The organism is Aeromonas australiensis, from assembly GCF_000819725.1.
Lineage (GTDB): Bacteria > Pseudomonadota > Gammaproteobacteria > Enterobacterales > Aeromonadaceae > Aeromonas > Aeromonas australiensis.
This window is the reverse complement of record NZ_CDDH01000098.1, coordinates 1-18,173: the sequence shown is the minus strand read 5'-3', so window position 1 is coordinate 18,173 and position 18,173 is coordinate 1. Positions and strand designations below refer to the sequence as shown.

Annotated in this window: 17 protein-coding genes and 1 tRNA gene; all 18 read left to right on the top strand. The window is 54.8% G+C overall.

The features are described 5' to 3' along the window. Window positions 1-89 precede the first annotated feature (89 nt). A tRNA-Trp gene (locus BN1117_RS16575) sits at window positions 90-166 on the top strand. A 60-nt stretch (window positions 167-226) separates the two neighbouring features. Then, window positions 227-598 (top strand): preprotein translocase subunit SecE, encoded by a 372-nt coding sequence (gene secE / locus BN1117_RS16570; RefSeq protein WP_040099166.1) that lies wholly within the window; start codon window positions 227-229, stop codon window positions 596-598. Between the two features lie 9 nt (window positions 599-607). Further along, complete coding sequence (nusG, locus tag BN1117_RS16565; protein ID WP_005306318.1) at window positions 608-1,159, top strand: transcription termination/antitermination protein NusG; 552 nt, start codon at window positions 608-610, stop codon at window positions 1,157-1,159. 134 nt (window positions 1,160-1,293) lie between these two features. Further along, window positions 1,294-1,722, top strand: coding sequence for a 50S ribosomal protein L11 (rplK, locus tag BN1117_RS16560; protein WP_026456244.1), 429 nt, complete (start codon window positions 1,294-1,296; stop codon window positions 1,720-1,722). A 4-nt stretch (window positions 1,723-1,726) separates the two neighbouring features. Further along, window positions 1,727-2,428 (top strand): 50S ribosomal protein L1, encoded by a 702-nt coding sequence (rplA, locus tag BN1117_RS16555; protein WP_026456243.1) that lies wholly within the window; start codon window positions 1,727-1,729, stop codon window positions 2,426-2,428. A gap of 256 nt (window positions 2,429-2,684) precedes the next feature. Continuing rightward, window positions 2,685-3,185 carry a 50S ribosomal protein L10 gene (gene rplJ / locus BN1117_RS16550; protein ID WP_005339895.1) on the top strand — a complete coding sequence of 167 codons (501 nt, stop codon included), beginning with the start codon at window positions 2,685-2,687 and terminating at the stop codon, window positions 3,183-3,185. Between the two features lie 51 nt (window positions 3,186-3,236). After that, window positions 3,237-3,599, top strand: coding sequence for a 50S ribosomal protein L7/L12 (gene rplL / locus BN1117_RS16545; protein ID WP_040099163.1), 363 nt, complete (start codon window positions 3,237-3,239; stop codon window positions 3,597-3,599). Window positions 3,600-3,823: 224 nt separating this feature from the next. Next, window positions 3,824-7,852, top strand: coding sequence for a DNA-directed RNA polymerase subunit beta (rpoB, locus tag BN1117_RS16540; RefSeq protein WP_005339897.1), 4,029 nt, complete (start codon window positions 3,824-3,826; stop codon window positions 7,850-7,852). A gap of 91 nt (window positions 7,853-7,943) precedes the next feature. Continuing rightward, on the top strand, window positions 7,944-12,248 hold the full coding sequence (gene rpoC, locus BN1117_RS16535; protein ID WP_040099162.1) for a DNA-directed RNA polymerase subunit beta': 4,305 nt from the start codon (window positions 7,944-7,946) through the stop codon (window positions 12,246-12,248). Between the two features lie 194 nt (window positions 12,249-12,442). After that, complete coding sequence (locus BN1117_RS16530; protein ID WP_040099160.1) at window positions 12,443-13,159, top strand: helix-turn-helix transcriptional regulator; 717 nt, start codon at window positions 12,443-12,445, stop codon at window positions 13,157-13,159. Between the two features lie 24 nt (window positions 13,160-13,183). Beyond that, entirely contained in the window at window positions 13,184-13,564 is a 381-nt protein-coding gene (locus BN1117_RS16525; protein WP_040099158.1) for a RidA family protein, read from the top strand. Between the two features lie 84 nt (window positions 13,565-13,648). After that, on the top strand, window positions 13,649-14,041 hold the full coding sequence (gene tusD / locus BN1117_RS16520; RefSeq protein ID WP_040099156.1) for a sulfurtransferase complex subunit TusD: 393 nt from the start codon (window positions 13,649-13,651) through the stop codon (window positions 14,039-14,041). 8 nt (window positions 14,042-14,049) lie between these two features. After that, a complete protein-coding gene (tusC, locus tag BN1117_RS16515; RefSeq protein ID WP_040099154.1) occupies window positions 14,050-14,409 on the top strand; it encodes a sulfurtransferase complex subunit TusC in 360 nt (119 codons plus the stop codon). Window positions 14,410-14,416: 7 nt separating this feature from the next. Further along, entirely contained in the window at window positions 14,417-14,695 is a 279-nt protein-coding gene (gene tusB, locus BN1117_RS16510) for a sulfurtransferase complex subunit TusB (RefSeq protein WP_040099152.1), read from the top strand. A gap of 182 nt (window positions 14,696-14,877) precedes the next feature. Further along, on the top strand, window positions 14,878-15,252 hold the full coding sequence (rpsL, locus tag BN1117_RS16505) for a 30S ribosomal protein S12 (RefSeq protein WP_005306278.1): 375 nt from the start codon (window positions 14,878-14,880) through the stop codon (window positions 15,250-15,252). A 93-nt stretch (window positions 15,253-15,345) separates the two neighbouring features. Beyond that, a complete protein-coding gene (rpsG, locus tag BN1117_RS16500; RefSeq protein WP_010675949.1) occupies window positions 15,346-15,816 on the top strand; it encodes a 30S ribosomal protein S7 in 471 nt (156 codons plus the stop codon). Window positions 15,817-15,891: 75 nt separating this feature from the next. Beyond that, window positions 15,892-17,997, top strand: coding sequence for an elongation factor G (gene fusA / locus BN1117_RS16495; RefSeq protein ID WP_040099148.1), 2,106 nt, complete (start codon window positions 15,892-15,894; stop codon window positions 17,995-17,997). A 54-nt stretch (window positions 17,998-18,051) separates the two neighbouring features. Then, a partial coding sequence (locus BN1117_RS19200) for a GTP-binding protein (protein ID WP_040099167.1) occupies window positions 18,052-18,173 on the top strand: 122 nt, incomplete at its 3' end.

Genomic DNA, 18,173 nt, shown 5'->3' with positions numbered 1-18,173 from the left:
GTAGGTGCCGGTGTTGTAGCCAGCGTAATCGCTTAATCTTTGGCTTACATAAATAAAGCAAAGCCCCTATAATAGGGGCTTTCTTGTGTAGGGGCGTAGTTCGAATTGGTAGAACAGCGGTCTCCAAAACCGATGGTTGCGGGTTCGAGTCCTGCCGCCCCTGCCATATACCTCGTCTCGTACGGGGCTTTTGTGTCTTTGGTTACGTCAGATACAGGTGGGTTGTATGAGTGTTAGTTCTGAGAGCCAGGGCGGAAGCAAGGATACCCTGCTTTGGGGCCTGGTTTTCATTATCCTGGCGGCCGCTGTAGTGGGTAATTACTTGCTGAGCGATGTTATTGCTGCCGTCCGCGCCCTGGGTGTGGTCGTTGTCATTGCTGCTGCTGGCGCAGTAGCCCTGCAAACCACCAAGGGAAAGGCAACACTGGCATTCGCCCGTGAGTCTCGCCTGGAAGTCCGCAAGGTCGTATGGCCGACCCGTCAGGAAGCCATTCAGACAACCCTGATTGTGCTGGCGGTGACCGCCGTGATGGGGCTGCTGCTGTTCGTTCTGGACGGTGCCTTGGTCTGGTTGGTTAACCTGATTACCGGTGTGTAAGGATAAGCCATGACTGAACAACGTGAACAACGTATGAGATGGTATGTCGTGCAGGCTTTTTCCGGCTATGAAGGCCGTGTAGCCAAGTCCCTGCGCGAGCATATCAAGATGCATGGCATGGAAGACATGTTCGGTGAAGTACTGGTCCCGACTGAAGAAGTGGTCGAGATGCGTGCTGGCCAGAAGCGCAAGAGTGAGCGCAAGTTTTTCCCGGGTTATGTCCTGGTCCAGATGATCATGGATGAAACCACATGGCACCTGGTGCGCAACGTACCGCGTGTAATGGGCTTCATCGGCGGTACTTCCGACCGCCCTGCACCGATCTCCGACAAAGAGGCCGATGCCATCCTGAACCGTCTGCAAGATGCTCATGACAAGCCGCGTCCGAAAACCCTGTTTGAACCGGGTGAAATGGTGCGGGTTGCCGATGGTCCGTTTGCCGACTTCAACGGTACCGTTGAAGAGGTCGATTATGAGAAGAGCCGCGTGAAGGTCTCTGTACTGATCTTCGGGCGTTCTACTCCTGTTGAACTGGATTTTGGTCAGGTCGAAAAGGGCTGATTGAATTCTGTACGTTTAACGGTTGTCAGGGGCAGCGATTATCTCTATAATTCGCTGCCCCTTTATTAGTTGGGGAGCCGTTTGCAGGAGCAAGTCTCCGAGGCGCTAGAACCCATTTTTGAGGTATTTTCCTAATGGCTAAGAAAGTCACAGCTTATATCAAGCTGCAGGTTGCTGCTGGTGCAGCCAACCCGTCTCCTCCCGTTGGTCCTGCACTGGGTCAACACGGTGTTAACATCATGGAATTCTGTAAAGCGTTCAACGCTCGTACAGAGAAGCTGGAAAAAGGCTCACCGACTCCGGTCGTGATCACCGTTTACAGTGACCGTTCCTTCACCTTCGAAACCAAGACCCCGCCTGCTTCCTTCCTGCTGAAGAAAGCTGCTGGTATCAAGTCTGGTTCTGCCAAGCCGAACAAAGACAAGGTTGGTAAGGTGACCGTAGCCCAGCTGCAAGAAATCGCCAAGACCAAAGAACCGGATATGACCGGTGCCGATCTGGATGCAAAAGTACGTTGCATCGCAGGCTCCGCTCGTTCCATGGGTCTGGTAGTGGAGGATTAAGACAATGGCTAAACTTTCCAAGCGTATGCGCGTTATTCGCGAAAAAGTTGACGGTACCAAAGAGTACTCCATCAACGAAGCCATTGCCCTGCTGAAAGAACTGGCTACCGCCAAGTTCGTTGAAAGCGTTGACGTTGCTGTCAACCTGGGTATCGACGCTCGTAAATCTGACCAGAACGTACGTGGTGCTACTGTACTGCCGCACGGTACCGGTCGTGATGTACGCGTTGCCGTATTTACTCAAGGTGCCAACGCCGAAGCAGCTAAAGCTGCCGGTGCTGACCTGGTAGGTATGGATGACCTGGCCGAACTGGTCAAGAAAGGCGAGATGAACTTCGACGTAGTTATCGCATCCCCGGATGCCATGCGCGTTGTTGGTCAGCTGGGTCAAATCCTGGGCCCGCGCGGCCTGATGCCGAACCCGAAAGTGGGTACTGTAACTCCTAACGTTGCCGAAGCTGTCAAGAACGCCAAGGCTGGTCAGGTTCGTTACCGTAACGACAAGAATGGTATCATCCATACCACTCTGGGTAAGGTTTCTTTCAACGAAGTTCAGCTGAAAGAAAACTTGGAAGCTCTGCTGGTTGCCCTGAAAAAAGGCAAGCCCTCTTCCGCCAAAGGTCAATTCATCAAGAAAGTCAGCATCTCCACCACCATGGGTGCCGGTGTTGCTGTAGACCAAGCTTCTCTGGAAGCTCAGGCCTAATTGATGGGTTTTACAAGGCGCAAAATTTAATCTATAATTTTGCGCCTTGATTGGTTGGGGGTTTCGACCTCCGTCCAAGACCGCAGGAGGCTGCAAAGCCTTAATGTTTCCTGCGTAGACGGTGCCGGAAACCCAGCGAGAAAGATTCTTTCTCTTCTGGAATCCTGCTACCGCATCGTTCCCCTCTGTTGTAAAGGTAGGGGGGATGTGTCAGTACTGGGCCAATAGGCCCGGATTCAATCCAGGAGTTAAGCCAATGGCATTGGGACTCGAAGACAAAAAGGCAATTGTTGCTGAAGTCAACGAAGCTGCCAAAGGCGCTCTTTCTGCAGTTGTTGCCGATTCTCGCGGTGTAACTGTAGACAAGATGACCGTCCTGCGTAAAACCGCTCGTGAAGCCGGTGTGTACATGCGCGTTGTGCGTAACACCCTGCTGCGTCGCGCGGTAGAGGGTACCGAATACGAGTGCCTGAACGACGCATTTACCGGTCCTACCTTGATTGCTTTCTCTAACGAACATCCGGGCGCTGCTGCTCGCCTGTTCAAAGAGTTTGCCAAAGCGAACCAAAAGTTCGAAATCAAGGCTGGCGCTTTTAACGGTGAGTTTATCGCCGCAGCACAAATTGATCGTCTGGCCACGCTGCCGACTTACGAAGAAGCAATTGCGAAGTTGATGGCTACCATGAAGGAAGCCTCTGCTGGCAAGCTGGTTCGTACTATCGCTGCTGTTCGCGACCAGAAACAAGCTGCTGCTTGATTCTCGCCTATCTAGGCTGTTTGAGTTTATTCAACATCAGGAATTTTTGTCATGTCTATCACTAAAGACCAAATCATCGAAGCCGTTGCTTCCATGTCTGTAATGGAAGTTGTTGAGCTGATCGAAGCTATGGAAGAGAAGTTCGGTGTTTCTGCCGCTGTTGCTGTTGCTGCCGGTCCGGCTGCTGAAGCAGTAGAAGAGAAAACTGAATTCGACGTAGTTCTGACTGCTGCTGGCGCCAACAAAGTTGCCGTTATCAAAGCTGTACGTGGCGCTACCGGTCTGGGCCTGAAAGAAGCCAAAGATCTGGTTGAAGCTGCCCCGGCTAACCTGAAGGAAGGCGTGTCCAAGGACGAAGCTGAAGCTCTTAAGAAAGAGCTGGAAGCTGCCGGTGCTTCTGTTGAGATCAAATAATCTGCATTTATGTAGATTAGCCTGATAAATCAGGCTAGGGCTGGTGAATTTTTGTTCACCAGCCTTTTTGCGCTGTAGACTGAGAGCATTTCACACCGTTTACGACTCTCGGTGCACCAGCAATCCGGACTGTTTCCATTGGTCCGGGCCAACACAAAACGGTGTTGAGACAGAGCTGTCCCGCGGGACAGAGTGGGTCACTTATCAGCGAGCTGAGGAACCCTATGGTTTACTCTTATACCGAAAAAAAACGCATTCGTAAGGACTTCGGTAAGCGAGACCAGGTACTGGACACGCCTTATCTGTTGTCCATTCAGCTGGACTCCTTCAAGCAGTTCATCGAGGCTGACCCGGAAGGTGAATATGGCCTAGAGGCCGCTTTCCGTAGCGTTTTCCCGATCACCAGTTACTCCGGTAGTGCTGAGCTTCAGTATGTCAGCTATCGCCTGGGTGAGCCGGTATTTGACGTAAAAGAATGCCAGATCCGTGGAGTGACCTACTCCGCGCCGCTGCGTGTCAAGCTTCGTATGGTTCTGTACGATCGTGAAGCAGCTGCCGGCACCGTCAAAGACATCAAGGAACAAGAAGTATACATGGGCGAAATTCCGCTCATGACCGAGAACGGCACCTTTGTTATCAATGGTACCGAGCGGGTTATCGTCTCCCAGCTGCACCGCAGCCCGGGCGTCTTCTTCGACCACGATAAAGGCAAAACTCATTCATCCGGTAAGGTACTGTATAACGCTCGCGTTATCCCCTACCGTGGCTCCTGGCTGGACTTCGAGTTCGATGCAAAAGACAACCTGTTTGTCCGTATCGACCGTCGTCGTAAACTGCCAGCATCCATTATTCTGCGCGCTCTGGACTTCACTTCCGAACAGATCCTGGCCACCTTCTTCGAGACCATCGGTTTTGAAGTAAAAGATGGCAAGTTGATGATGGATCTGGTGCCGGAGCGTCTGCGTGGTGAAACTGCGACCTTTGACATCGTGGCCAATGGCGCCGTGGTGGTTGAGACAGGTCGTCGTGTGACTGCGCGTCACATCCGTCAGTTGGAAAAAGACGCCGTTACCCAGATTGAGGTACCGGTTGAGTATGTTGTTGGCAAAGTTGCTGCCAAGGACTACGCACATCCGCAAACTGGCGAGATGGTCGTGACCGCCAACCAGGCGCTGAGCCTGGAAGCGATCGCCAACCTGTCCCAAGCCGGCTTCAAGCACTTCGAGGTTCTGTTCACCAACGAACTGGATCACGGTGCCTACATGTCCGAGACCCTGCGTGTCGACTCCAGCTCCAACCGTTTGGAAGCGCTGGTCGAAATCTACCGCATGATGCGTCCGGGCGAGCCGCCTACTCGCGAAGCTGCAGAACAGCTGTTCGAAAACCTGTTCTTCTCCGCCGAGCGTTACGACCTGTCTACCGTAGGTCGGATGAAGTTCAACCGCCGTCTGGGTCGTGAAGACGAGACTGGCGCGGGTGTGCTGACCAAAGACGACATCGTCGATGTGATGAAGCGCCTGATCGACATCCGTAACGGTAACGACGAAGTGGACGATATCGACCACCTGGGTAACCGTCGTATCCGTTCTGTCGGTGAAATGGCTGAAAACCAGTTCCGTGTCGGTCTGGTGCGTGTCGAGCGTGCGGTCAAGGAGCGTCTCTCCCTGGGCGACCTGGACACCCTGATGCCGCAGGATCTGATCAACGCCAAGCCGATCTCCGCCGCAGTCAAAGAGTTCTTTGGTTCCAGCCAGCTGTCCCAGTTTATGGACCAGAACAACCCGCTCTCCGAAGTGACCCACAAGCGCCGTATCTCCGCGCTGGGCCCGGGCGGTTTGACTCGTGAGCGTGCCGGCTTTGAAGTCCGAGACGTACACCCGACCCACTACGGTCGTCTGTGCCCTATCGAGACTCCTGAAGGTCCGAACATCGGTCTGATCAACTCGCTGTCTGTGTACTCTCGTACCAACGAGTACGGTTTCCTCGAGACCCCGTACCGTAAGGTCATTGACGGTGTGATCACCGACGAAGTGGACTACCTGTCTGCTATTGAAGAAGGCAAGTACGTGATCGCACAGGCTAACGCCGCGACCACCGAAGATGGCCGTCTGAAAGATGAATTGATCCCGTGCCGTCACAAAGGTGAATCCACCTTTATGAACGCCGACCAGATCCAGTATATGGACGTGAGCCCGCAGCAGATCGTATCTGTGGCAGCTGCTCTGATCCCGTTCCTGGAACACGATGACGCGAACCGCGCATTGATGGGTTCAAACATGCAACGTCAGGCTGTACCGACTCTGCGTGCTGACAAGCCGCTGGTAGGTACCGGTATGGAACGCGCAGTGGCCGTTGACTCCGGTGTAACCGTAGTGGCCAAGCGTGGCGGCGTAATCGACTATGTCGATGCCTCCCGTATCGTCCTGAAGGTCAATGAAGATGAGCTGATGCCAGGCGAAGCCGGTATCGACATCTACAACCTGACCAAATACACCCGTTCCAACCAGAATACCTGTATCAACCAGCGTCCTTGCGTGATGTTGGGTGAGCCGGTGATGGCTGGCGACGTACTGGCTGACGGCCCGTCCACCGATCTGGGTGAACTGGCGCTGGGTCAGAACATGCGCGTCGCGTTCATGCCGTGGAACGGTTACAACTTCGAAGACTCGATCCTGGTGAACGAGCGTGTTGTTCAGGAAGATCGCCTGACCACCATCCATATCCAGGAACTGGCCTGTATCTCCCGTGACACCAAGCTGGGTCCGGAAGAGATCACTGCTGACATCCCGAACGTGGGTGAAGCCGCTCTGTCCAAGCTGGACGAGTCCGGTATCGTCTACGTGGGTGCCGAAGTGAAGGGCGGCGACATTCTGGTCGGTAAGGTAACCCCGAAAGGTGAAACCCAGCTGACGCCGGAAGAGAAGCTGCTGCGCGCCATCTTCGGTGAGAAGGCGTCCGATGTGAAGGACTCCTCCCTGCGTGTACCGAACGGTGTGTACGGTACCGTGGTTGACGTGCAAGTCTTTACCCGCGATGGCGTGGAAAAAGACAAGCGCGCCAAAGAAATCGAAGAGATGCAGCTGAAGGAAGCGAAGAAGGACTTGACCGAAGAGTTCAAGATCCTGGAAGACGGCATTTTCGGCCGCTCCCGCAACCTGCTGCTGGCCGCCGGTTACAGCGAAGATCGTCTGAACAAGCTCGATCGCTCCAAGTGGTTTGAACTGGCCATCGAAGACGAAGGCAAGCAGACCGAACTGGAACAGATCGCTGAACAGCACGTTGAGCTGAAAGCCGAGTTCGACAAGAAATTCGAGAACAAGCGTCGCAAGATTATCCAGGGTGATGATCTGGCGCCGGGCGTACTGAAAATCGTCAAGGTTTATCTGGCAGTCAAGCGTCGCATCCAGCCGGGTGACAAGATGGCGGGCCGTCACGGTAACAAGGGTGTTATCTCCAAGATCTGTCCGGTCGAGGATATGCCTCATGACGAGTTCGGCCGTCCGGTCGACATCGTACTGAACCCGTTGGGCGTACCATCCCGTATGAACATCGGTCAGATCCTCGAAGTGCACCTGGGCCTTGCGGCCAAGGGTATCGGCGAGAAGATCGATCGCATGGTCAAAGAGCAGCGCGAGCTGCACGAGATGCGCAACTTCCTGCAACAGGTCTATGACCTGGGCGAGAAGGACACCCAGCAAGTGAACATCGCCGAACTGTCTGATGACGACGTACGTACCCTGGTGGGTAACCTGCGTAAGGGTCTGCCGGTTGCTACTCCGGTCTTTGATGGTGCCAAAGAGCGCGAAATCAAAGCCCTGCTGAAGCTGGCCGATCTGCCGGAATCCGGTCAGATTGATCTGTTCGATGGCCGTACCGGTAACCGCTTCGAGCGTAAAGTAACCGTTGGTTACATGTACATGCTCAAGCTGAACCACTTGGTCGACGACAAGATGCACGCGCGTTCTACCGGCTCTTACAGCCTGGTTACCCAGCAGCCGCTGGGTGGTAAGGCTCAGTTCGGTGGTCAGCGTTTCGGTGAGATGGAAGTGTGGGCCCTGGAGGCTTACGGTGCGGCATATACCCTGCAGGAAATGCTGACCGTCAAGTCTGACGATGTGAATGGCCGTACCAAGATGTATAAGAACATCGTGGATGGCGACCACCGTATGGAGCCGGGCATGCCCGAATCCTTCAACGTATTGCTGAAGGAAATCCGCTCTCTGGGTATCAACATCGAGCTGGACGAAGAGTAAGAGCTCGCTCTTATTGTTCGAGAATTGACGTGGGCGCCCCGCTGTTTTGGCAGCCGGGGCGCCGAGGTTAGACTCCTGACAGGGGAAACACGTGAAAGACTTACTCAAGTTTTTGAAGGCTCAGACCAAGACCGAAGAGTTTGACAGTATCAAGATCGGTCTGGCCTCTCCTGACATGATCCGCTCCTGGTCATTCGGTGAGGTCAAAAAGCCTGAGACCATCAACTACCGGACTTTCAAGCCGGAGCGTGATGGTCTGTTCTGCGCCCGCATCTTCGGACCGGTGAAGGACTACGAGTGTCTGTGCGGCAAGTACAAGCGCCTGAAACACCGTGGTGTGATCTGTGAGAAGTGCGGCGTTGAAGTGACCCAGACCAAGGTCCGTCGTGAGCGTATGGGCCACATCGAGCTGGCCAGCCCGACTGCCCACATCTGGTTCCTGAAGTCCCTGCCGTCCCGTATCGGTCTGCTGCTGGACATGACCCTGCGCGACATCGAGCGCGTGCTCTACTTCGAATCTTTCGTCGTAATCGAGCCGGGTATGACCAACCTCGAACGCAGCCAGATGCTCTCTGAAGAGCAGTACCTGGATGCGCTGGAAGAGTGGGGCGACGAATTTGACGCCAAGATGGGTGCCGAAGCAATCCTGGCATTGCTGCGCGCTATCGATCTGGAAGGTGAAGTCAAAACCATGCGTGAGGAGCTGGATCAAACCAACTCCGAGACCAAGCGCAAGAAGACCACCAAGCGTCTGAAGCTGATGGAAGCTTTCCTGCAGTCCGGCAACAAGCCGGAGTGGATGATCATGACAGTGCTGCCTGTGCTGCCGCCGGACCTGCGTCCGCTGGTACCGCTGGACGGCGGCCGTTTCGCGACTTCCGATCTGAACGATCTGTACCGTCGCGTGATCAACCGTAACAACCGCTTGAAGCGTCTGCTGGATCTGGCTGCTCCGGACATCATCGTGCGCAACGAAAAGCGTATGCTGCAAGAGTCCGTCGATGCGCTGCTGGATAACGGCCGTCGCGGTCGTGCCATCACCGGTTCCAACAAGCGCCCGCTGAAATCCCTGGCCGACATGATCAAGGGTAAACAGGGTCGTTTCCGTCAGAACCTGCTCGGTAAGCGTGTCGACTACTCCGGTCGTTCCGTTATCACCGTAGGCCCGACTCTGCGTCTGCATCAGTGCGGTCTGCCGAAGAAGATGGCGCTGGAACTGTTCAAGCCGTTCATCTATGGCAAGCTGGAAACCCGCGGTCTGGCGACCACTATCAAGGCCGCCAAGAAGATGGTGGAGCGCGAGGAAGCTGTCGTTTGGGATATCCTGGACGAAGTGATCCGCGAACACCCGGTTCTGCTGAACCGTGCACCGACTCTGCACCGTCTGGGTATCCAGGCATTCGAACCGACTCTGGTCGAAGGCAAGGCAATCCAGCTGCACCCGCTGGTTTGTGCTGCGTATAACGCGGACTTCGATGGTGACCAGATGGCTGTTCACGTACCGCTGACCCTGGAAGCCCAGCTGGAAGCGCGTGCGCTGATGATGTCTACCAACAACATCCTGTCGCCTGCCTCCGGTGAGCCGATCATCGTTCCTTCTCAGGACGTGGTCTTGGGTCTGTACTACATGACCCGTGCCCGTATCAACGCCAAAGGCGAAGGTATGGTGCTGGCCGGCCCGAAAGAAGCCGAGAAAGTATATCGTGCCGGTCTGGCCGATCTGCATGCTCGTGTGAAAGTACGCATTACCGAATACCTGCGTCAGGAAGACGGTTCTCTGCGTGAACACACCGAGATGAAGAACACCACCGTTGGTCGTGCGATCCTGAGCCTGATCCTGCCGAAAGGCATGGAATACGCCCTGATCGACGAGCCGAAGGTGCTGACTGCTGCCGAGCAGGCTGATCTGGATGCCAATCCGCAGAACTGGATCAAGTGCGTATCCAACAAGGCGCTGGGCAAAAAGCTCATCTCTCGTCTGCTGAACACCTGCTATCGCAAGCAGGGCCTGAAGGACACCGTTATCTTCGCTGACCAGCTGATGTATACCGGTTTCCACTACGCGGCCCTGTCCGGTGCTTCCGTTGGTATCGATGACATGGTCATCCCGGATGCCAAGAAAGACATCATTGCAGCAGCCGAAGCCGAAGTTGCCGAGATCCAGGACCAGTTCCTGTCAGGTCTGGTAACTGCGGGCGAGCGTTACAACAAGGTTATCGATATCTGGGCCAGCGCCAACGAGCGCGTCTCCAAGGCCATGATGGAGAACTTGTCCAAAGAGCGTAACGTCAACTCCCTGGGTGATGAAGAAGAGCAGGCCTCGTTCAACAGCATCTTTATGATGGCCGACTCTGGTGCGCGTGGTTCCGCCGCCCAGATCCGTCAGCTGGCCGGTATGCGTGGCCTGATGGCCAAGCCGGATGGCTCCATCATCGAGACCCCGATCATCGCGAACTTCCGCGAAGGTCTGAACGTACTGCAGTACTTTATCTCTACCCACGGTGCTCGTAAGGGTCTGGCGGATACCGCACTGAAGACTGCGAACTCCGGTTACCTGACTCGTCGTCTGGTAGACGTGGCGCAGGACATGGTGATCACCGAGGACGATTGCGGCACTACTGACGGTCTGTGGATGACTCCGCTGATCGAGGGTGGCGACGTGGTCGAGCCGCTGCGTGAGCGCGTGCTGGGTCGTGTGGTGGCAGAAGATGTCATCAAGCCGGGTACCGAGGACGAGATCCTGGTTGCTCGCAACACCCTGCTCGATGAGCAGCTGTGTGACCTGCTGGAGCGTAACTCCGTTGACCGTGTGAAGGTACGTTCTGCCATCACCTGTGAAACTGACTTCGGTAACTGTGCTCACTGCTACGGCCGTGATCTGGCCCGTGGTCACCTGGTTAACAAGGGTGAGGCTGTCGGTGTTATCGCCGCCCAGTCCATCGGTGAACCGGGTACCCAGCTGACGATGCGTACTTTCCACATCGGTGGTGCTGCATCTCGTGCCGCTGCTGAAAGCAGCATTCAGGTCAAGAACACCGGTAGCATCAAGCTGCAGAACGCCAAGTTCGTTCACAACAACGATGACAAACTGGTTATCACCTCCCGTTCTACCGAACTGACCATCATGGACGAGATGGGCCGTACCAAGGAAAGCCACAAGCTGCCTTACGGTTCCGTGCTGGAAGTGAAAGACGGTCAGGCGGTAACCGCTGGCGAGACCGTTGCCAACTGGGATCCGCACACCCACCCGATCATTACCGAAGTGGCAGGTCGCCTGCAGTTCGAACACATGATCGATGGCGTGACCATCACTCGTCAGACTGACGAGTTGACCGGTCTCTCTTCTATCGTTGTTCTGGACGTCAACGAGCGTCCGAGCGCCGGTAAAGAGATGCGTCCGACCGTTAAACTGGTCGACCTGAACGGCAAAGACGTGATGATCCCGGGTACCGATGTTGCCGCCCAGTACTTCCTGCCGGGCAAGGCGATCGTGAACCTGGAAGATGGTGCCAACGTGGGCGTGGGTGACGCGGTAGCGCGTATCCCGCAAGAGTCCGGCGGTACCAAGGACATCACCGGTGGTCTGCCGCGCGTTGCGGATCTGTTCGAAGCACGTCAACCGAAGGAACCGGCAATTCTGGCCGAGATCTCCGGTACCATCTCCTTCGGGAAAGAGACCAAAGGCAAACGCCGTCTGGTCATCACCCCGACTGATGGTGGCAACGTCTACGAAGAGATGATTCCGAAGTGGCGTAACCTGAACGTGTTCGAAGGTGAAAAAGTTGAGAAGGGTGAAGTACTGGCGGACGGTCCTGAGTCTGCTCACGACATCCTGCGTCTGCGCGGTATCAGCCCGGTCGCCAACTACATCGCCAACGAAGTGCAGGACGTTTACCGTCTGCAAGGCGTTAAGATCAACGACAAGCACATCGAAGTCATCGTTCGTCAGATGCTGCGCAAGTGCGAGATCTTGAGCGCTGGCGATACCGATCTGATCGAAGGCGAACAGGTTGAAGTTGCTCGTGTGAAGATTGCCAACCGTAAGCTGGTTGCCGAGGGCAAGACCCCTGCGACCTACCGTCATGTTCTGATGGGTATTACCAAGGCATCTCTGAGCACCGAGTCCTTCATCTCCGCGGCTTCCTTCCAGGAAACCACTCGCGTTCTGACCGAAGCCGCCGTAGGTGGCAAGCGTGATGAACTGCGTGGCCTGAAAGAGAACGTCATCGTGGGTCGTCTGATCCCGGCTGGTACCGGCTTTGCCTACCACCACAGCCGGATCAACCAGCGTGCTGCCGCAGCTCGTGCTGTTGGTACCCCGCAGGTGACCGCTGATGAAGCGGAGCAGAACCTGGCGGATCTGCTGAACGCAGCCGGTAGCTTCGACGAAGAGTAACTCGTCATCCGTGATTAAAAAGGGCTCCTTCAAGGAGCCCTTTTTGTTGACCAATTACTCGGCAAAGGTAGACTCCGCGCGGATTTCAGGATGATCCAGAGCAAAGTTGTAGAGTAAAAAATCAAAAAAAGTTGACTTTACTCCCCTGCAATTTAAAACTCGGGAAAGTTGAATGGTTATTACAGGGGTAGAACATGACTGTCGGTATCGAGGAAGCCATGCTTCCCGCAGAACAGCTGATCAGCCGCACTTTTACAGATGAAGACAGGGAATTGTTGCGCTCATACGATGGGCTCATCGATGGTTTGGCCGAGCTGTTCGGCAAGCATTGCGAAGTGGTACTTCACTCCCTGGAAAATCTGCATGAGTCGGTGATCAAGATCGCCAACGGCTTCAATACTGGTCGCACCCTCGGAGCGCCCATCACCGATCTTGCCCTGCGCATGCTCAAGGATATCGAGAGCACCGGCCAGGATTACACCCAGAGCTATTTCGCTCGCAGTCGCACCGGCGCGCTGATGAAGTCGAGTACCATCGCCATTCGCAACAGCAAGCGACAAGTGGTGGGGCTTATTTGCATTAATCTGCACATCAATGCGCCGTTCCATGAGTTCGTGGCCGAATTCTTCCCGACCCCCCAGCAAGCGGCGCGCCAGTCACCAGAGACTTTCGCCAACAGCGTGGAAGAGCTGGTTGCCCAGACGGTGGATAACACCATCGACGAGATCAACCGCGATCCCACCGTGGCCAATAATGCCAAGAACCGCTTCATCGTGACCCAGCTGTTCGAGAAGGGTATTTTTGACATCAAGGATTCGATCAATCTGGTGGCGGATAAACTCAATATTTCAAAACATACTGTTTATCTTTACATCCGACAGCGCAAGCAGGGTGAAGACGAGCACGAATAAATCATTCTAGAAGGGGATAGATGAATGGCTAAAGAAGTAATTGCGACCGACAAGGCGCCTGCCGCGATTGGTCCGTATGTTCAGGCTACCAAGGTGGGCGAGATGATCTTCACCTCCGGGCAGATCCCGCTCGATCCAGCCACCATGGAAATCGTGGCTGGCGGCATCGAAGAGCAGGCCGAGCGGGTGATGCAGAATCTGGTTGCCGTGTTGCACGCTGCCGGTGCCGATGCTAGCAAAGTGGTCAAAACCACCTGCTTCCTGAGCGATATGAACAACTTCGTTGCCTTCAACCAGGTCTATGCCCGCTACTTTGGTGATGCAGCGCCAGCCCGCTCCTGCGTGGAAGTGGCTCGTCTGCCGAAAGATGTGTTGGTTGAGGTCGAGGCGATTGCCCATCTCTGATCAACAGATTGAATCAAGCCCCTCCTGGCAGGGGCTTTTTTGTTTTTGGCGTAAAATGGACCGGGTCAGTACAGGAGTCCTGCTATGAGTCTGAGTTTTGCCATCTTGGTCACAGGGCCTGCCTATGGCACCCAATCGGCCAGCACAGCCTATCGTTTTGCCTGCAGCCTATTGGCGCAGGGGCATACCTTGTCCCACCTGTTCCTCTATCAGGATGGGGTCTGCAATAGTAACGGTCTGCATTTGCCTGCATCCGACGAGGCGGATCTGGTGCGTCTGTGGCGAGAGTTGGCAGAAGAGCAGGGGATCCGTATCGATGTCTGCGTCGCTGCCGCCATGCGGCGTGGTGTAGTCGATGAGCAGGAGGCCAAGGGGGCAGGGCTGGCGCACTTCAATCTGCAAGCGCCCTTTCGCCTGAGTGGTCTGGGCCAGTTGGCCGAGGCGGCGCTTACTGCCGATCGGCTGGTTCAATTCTAGGGGGAGTCATGAGCAAGAAAATCGCCTTTATCTGCAGTCGTGGCCCCCATGGCCATGCCGCCGGGCGGGAAGGGTTGGATGCCCTGCTGGCCACCTCGGCCATGACCGATGAGCTGGCCCTCTTCCTGATTGGGGACGGCGTGCTGCAACTGCTCAAGGATCAGCAACCTGCCGCCATTTTGCAGCGCCACTACGCGCCCACCTTCAAAATGCTGGAACTCTACGATATCGAAGAGGTCTATGTTTGTGCTGACTCGCTGGCAGAGCGTGGTGTGACAGTGGATGATCTGCTGATCCCCGTCGAGAGTCTGCCGCGCCAGGAAATGGCTCGGCGCTGGGTACAATGTTCGACTCACATCAGCTTTTGAGGTCTCCATGTTGCATCTGATATTGAACTCTCCCTTTCAGAGTCAGGCTCTGGCAGAGGCGCTCTCATACCTTCAGCCCGAGGATGAGCTGGTACTGATGCAGGATGCCGTGATTGCGGCATCGGCTCCCCAGTGGATCGAGCGGTTGACGGGTATCCCGCTTTATGTGATGCAGGAAGATTTGCAAGCGCGTGGTTTGCAGCATCGGGTGGGTATCGCGCTCGATATGACGGCTCTGGTGACGCTGATTGCGCAGAAAGGTTCACCGCGCACTTGGGGCGGATGAAGAGCAAATTTTCAATAAAATTCAAGGTTATGCTGTGAAATCAAACGGATCTGGATTGTCCTTTTGTGACACGAATTGTATAAATCTTGACTCCCCAGAGAACAGGGCATAAAATTTCGCGTCCCCGTATCTGCGGGGAGGATTTTCCACACGTTTATGAAGTCATTATCAGGAGCCTTTTGATGGCAACTATTAACCAGTTGGTTCGCAAGCCACGCATCAAGCTCGTTGTGAAAAGCAACGTGCCGGCGCTGGAAGCGTGCCCTCAGAAGCGTGGCGTATGCACCCGTGTATATACCACCACCCCGAAGAAGCCTAACTCTGCACTGCGTAAAGTATGCCGTGTACGTCTGACCAACGGCTTCGAAGTCACCTCCTACATCGGTGGTGAAGGTCACAACCTGCAAGAGCACTCTGTTGTTCTGATCCGTGGCGGTCGTGTAAAAGACTTGCCAGGTGTTCGTTATCACACCGTTCGTGGTGCGTTGGACTGTGCCGGTGTTAAAGACCGTAAGCAGGCTCGCTCCAAGTATGGTGTGAAGCGTCCTAAAGCTTAATGGTTCTCCGTTAAGTAAGGCCAAACGTTAATTCGTTTCTAGTTAGATAGCTTTCTAGTTTTGGGTAATCCCTGAAGTTACGGAGAATTTGAAATGCCAAGACGTCGTGTTGTTGGTCAGCGTAAAATCCTGCCAGATCCCAAGTTCGGATCAGAGCTGCTGGCTAAATTTGTCAACGTAGTAATGGTTGACGGTAAGAAATCTGTTGCAGAAGCCATCGTATACGGTGCCCTGGACATCATTGCCACCAAATCTGGCAAAGAGCACCTGGCCCTGTTCGAAGTTGCTCTGGATAACATTCGTCCGGCGGTCGAGGTTAAATCTCGTCGCGTCGGTGGTGCAACCTATCAGGTGCCGGTAGAAGTTCGTCCGGTACGTCGCAATGCCCTGGCAATGCGCTGGTTGGTTGATGCCGCTCGTAAACGTGGTGAAAAATCAATGGCTCAGCGTCTGGCTGGCGAGCTGCTGGATGCCGCTGACAATAAGGGTTCGTCTGTCAAGAAACGTGAAGACGTTCACCGTATGGCTGAAGCGAACAAAGCCTTCGCTCACTTCCGCTGGTAATCCGCTTGCGCAGGGTCTTTTGGCTCTGCGCACCTTTAATTATCTAGGGACAAGCGCCTTAGTAAGAGGATGACAATGGCTCGTACAACCCCCATTGAGCGTTATCGTAACATCGGTATCTCCGCTCACATTGACGCCGGTAAGACTACTACTACCGAGCGCGTACTGTTTTACACCGGTGTAAGCCACAAGATCGGTGAAGTTCACGATGGCGCTGCCACCATGGACTGGATGGAACAGGAACAAGAGCGTGGTATCACCATCACCTCCGCCGCGACCACCGCTTTCTGGTCCGGTATGGCTAAACAGTTCCAACCGCACCGTATCAACATCATCGATACCCCGGGCCACGTTGACTTTACTATCGAAGTAGAGCGTTCAATGCGTGTTCTGGACGGTGCCGTGATGGTGTACTGTGCCGTAGGTGGCGTACAGCCACAGTCTGAAACCGTATGGCGTCAGGCTAACAAGTACAAAGTTCCTCGTATCGCGTTCGTCAACAAGATGGACCGTACCGGCGCTAACTTCCTGCGTTGTGTTGAGCACATCAAGACCCGTCTGAAAGGCGTTCCGGTTCCCCTTCAGCTGAACATCGGCGCCGAAGAGAACTTCAAGGGCGTAGTTGATCTGGTCAAGATGAAGGCCATCAACTGGAACGAAGCTGACCAAGGCGTCACCTTCGACTACGAAGATGTGCCGGCTGAACTGCTGGAACAGGCGCAAGAAATGCGCATGAATCTGGTTGAAGCCGCTGCAGAAGCGTCTGAAGACCTGATGGAAAAATACCTGGGCGGCGAAGAGCTGACCGAGGAAGAGATCAAGACTGCTCTGCGTCAGCGCGTGCTGAACAACGAAATCATCCTGGTAACCTGTGGCTCCGCGTTCAAGAACAAGGGCGTACAGGCAATGCTGGATGCCGTTGTTGACTATCTGCCGGCTCCGACCGACGTAGCTGCTATCGACGGCCTGAAAATGGACGGCGAGACCAAAGACGAGCGTCATGCTTCTGATGACGAGCCGTTCTCTGCACTGGCGTTCAAGATTGCTACCGACCCCTTCGTTGGTAACCTGACCTTCTTCCGCGTTTACTCCGGTGTTGTTAACTCTGGTGATACCGTGCTGAACTCCGTCAAGGATAAGCGCGAGCGTTTTGGCCGTATCGTTCAGATGCATGCCAACAAGCGTGAAGAGATCAAAGAAGTACGCGCTGGTGACATCGCGGCTGCTATCGGTCTGAAAGACGTGACCACTGGTGACACCCTGTGTGACCCGAACGCGCCGATCATCCTCGAGCGTATGGAATTCCCGGAGCCGGTAATTTCTATCGCGGTTGAGCCGAAAACCAAGGCTGACCAAGAGAAGATGGGTCTGGCACTGGGCCGTCTGGCTCAGGAAGATCCGTCCTTCCGCGTATGGACTGACGAAGAGTCAGGTCAAACCATCATCGCCGGTATGGGTGAGCTGCACCTGGACATCATCGTTGACCGTATGCGTCGCGAGTTCAAGGTTGAAGCGAACGTAGGTAAGCCGCAGGTTGCCTACCGTGAAACCATCCGTACCACCGTTAAAGACATCGAAGGCAAGCATGCCAAGCAGTCTGGTGGTCGCGGTCAGTACGGTCATGTTGTGATCGACATGTACCCGCTGGAAGAAGGCAAAGCCTACGAATTCGTCAACGACATCAAAGGTGGTGTCATTCCTGGTGAATTCATCCCGGGTGTTGATAAAGGTATCCGTGAGCAGCTCAAATCTGGTCCGCTGGCTGGTTACCCGGTTATGGATCTGGGTGTGCGTCTGCACTTCGGTTCTTACCACGATGTCGACTCTTCCGAACTGGCGTTCAAGATCGCTGCTTCCATGGCCTTTAAGGCTGGCTTCATGAAAGCCAATCCGGTTCTGCTTGAACCGATCATGAAAGTAGAAGTTGAAACTCCGGAAGATTACATGGGCGACGTTATCGGTGACCTGAACCGTCGTCGCGGTCTGATCGAAGGTATGGAAGATGGCCCGTCCGGCAAGATCGTACGTGCTCTGGTGCCGCTGGCCGAAATGTTCGGTTATGCAACTGCACTGCGTTCCGCTACCCAGGGTCGCGCTTCCTATGCCATGGAATTCGCCAAGTATCACGATGCCCCGACCAACGTCGCCCAGGCCGTGATCGAAGAGCGCAAATCCAAGTAATTTAAGATTCCCCGCCTACGACGGTAGGCGGGTTTAACCTAGAAGGACTACGTCGTGTCTAAAGAAAAATTTGAGCGTAATAAACCGCACGTAAACGTCGGCACCATCGGCCACGTTGACCACGGTAAAACCACCCTGACTGCAGCTATCACCAACGTGCTGGCCAAGCACTTCGG

Coding starts and splice junctions, on each gene's coding strand:
- secE (WP_040099166.1), top strand. CDS start 227: ATGAGTGTTAGTTCTGAGAGCCAGGGCGGAAGCAAGGATACCCTGCTT.
- nusG (WP_005306318.1), top strand. CDS start 608: ATGACTGAACAACGTGAACAACGTATGAGATGGTATGTCGTGCAGGCT.
- rplK (WP_026456244.1), top strand. CDS start 1,294: ATGGCTAAGAAAGTCACAGCTTATATCAAGCTGCAGGTTGCTGCTGGT.
- rplA (WP_026456243.1), top strand. CDS start 1,727: ATGGCTAAACTTTCCAAGCGTATGCGCGTTATTCGCGAAAAAGTTGAC.
- rplJ (WP_005339895.1), top strand. CDS start 2,685: ATGGCATTGGGACTCGAAGACAAAAAGGCAATTGTTGCTGAAGTCAAC.
- rplL (WP_040099163.1), top strand. CDS start 3,237: ATGTCTATCACTAAAGACCAAATCATCGAAGCCGTTGCTTCCATGTCT.
- rpoB (WP_005339897.1), top strand. CDS start 3,824: ATGGTTTACTCTTATACCGAAAAAAAACGCATTCGTAAGGACTTCGGT.
- BN1117_RS16530 (WP_040099160.1), top strand. CDS start 12,443: ATGACTGTCGGTATCGAGGAAGCCATGCTTCCCGCAGAACAGCTGATC.
- BN1117_RS16525 (WP_040099158.1), top strand. CDS start 13,184: ATGGCTAAAGAAGTAATTGCGACCGACAAGGCGCCTGCCGCGATTGGT.
- tusD (WP_040099156.1), top strand. CDS start 13,649: ATGAGTCTGAGTTTTGCCATCTTGGTCACAGGGCCTGCCTATGGCACC.
- tusC (WP_040099154.1), top strand. CDS start 14,050: ATGAGCAAGAAAATCGCCTTTATCTGCAGTCGTGGCCCCCATGGCCAT.
- tusB (WP_040099152.1), top strand. CDS start 14,417: ATGTTGCATCTGATATTGAACTCTCCCTTTCAGAGTCAGGCTCTGGCA.
- rpsL (WP_005306278.1), top strand. CDS start 14,878: ATGGCAACTATTAACCAGTTGGTTCGCAAGCCACGCATCAAGCTCGTT.
- rpsG (WP_010675949.1), top strand. CDS start 15,346: ATGCCAAGACGTCGTGTTGTTGGTCAGCGTAAAATCCTGCCAGATCCC.
- fusA (WP_040099148.1), top strand. CDS start 15,892: ATGGCTCGTACAACCCCCATTGAGCGTTATCGTAACATCGGTATCTCC.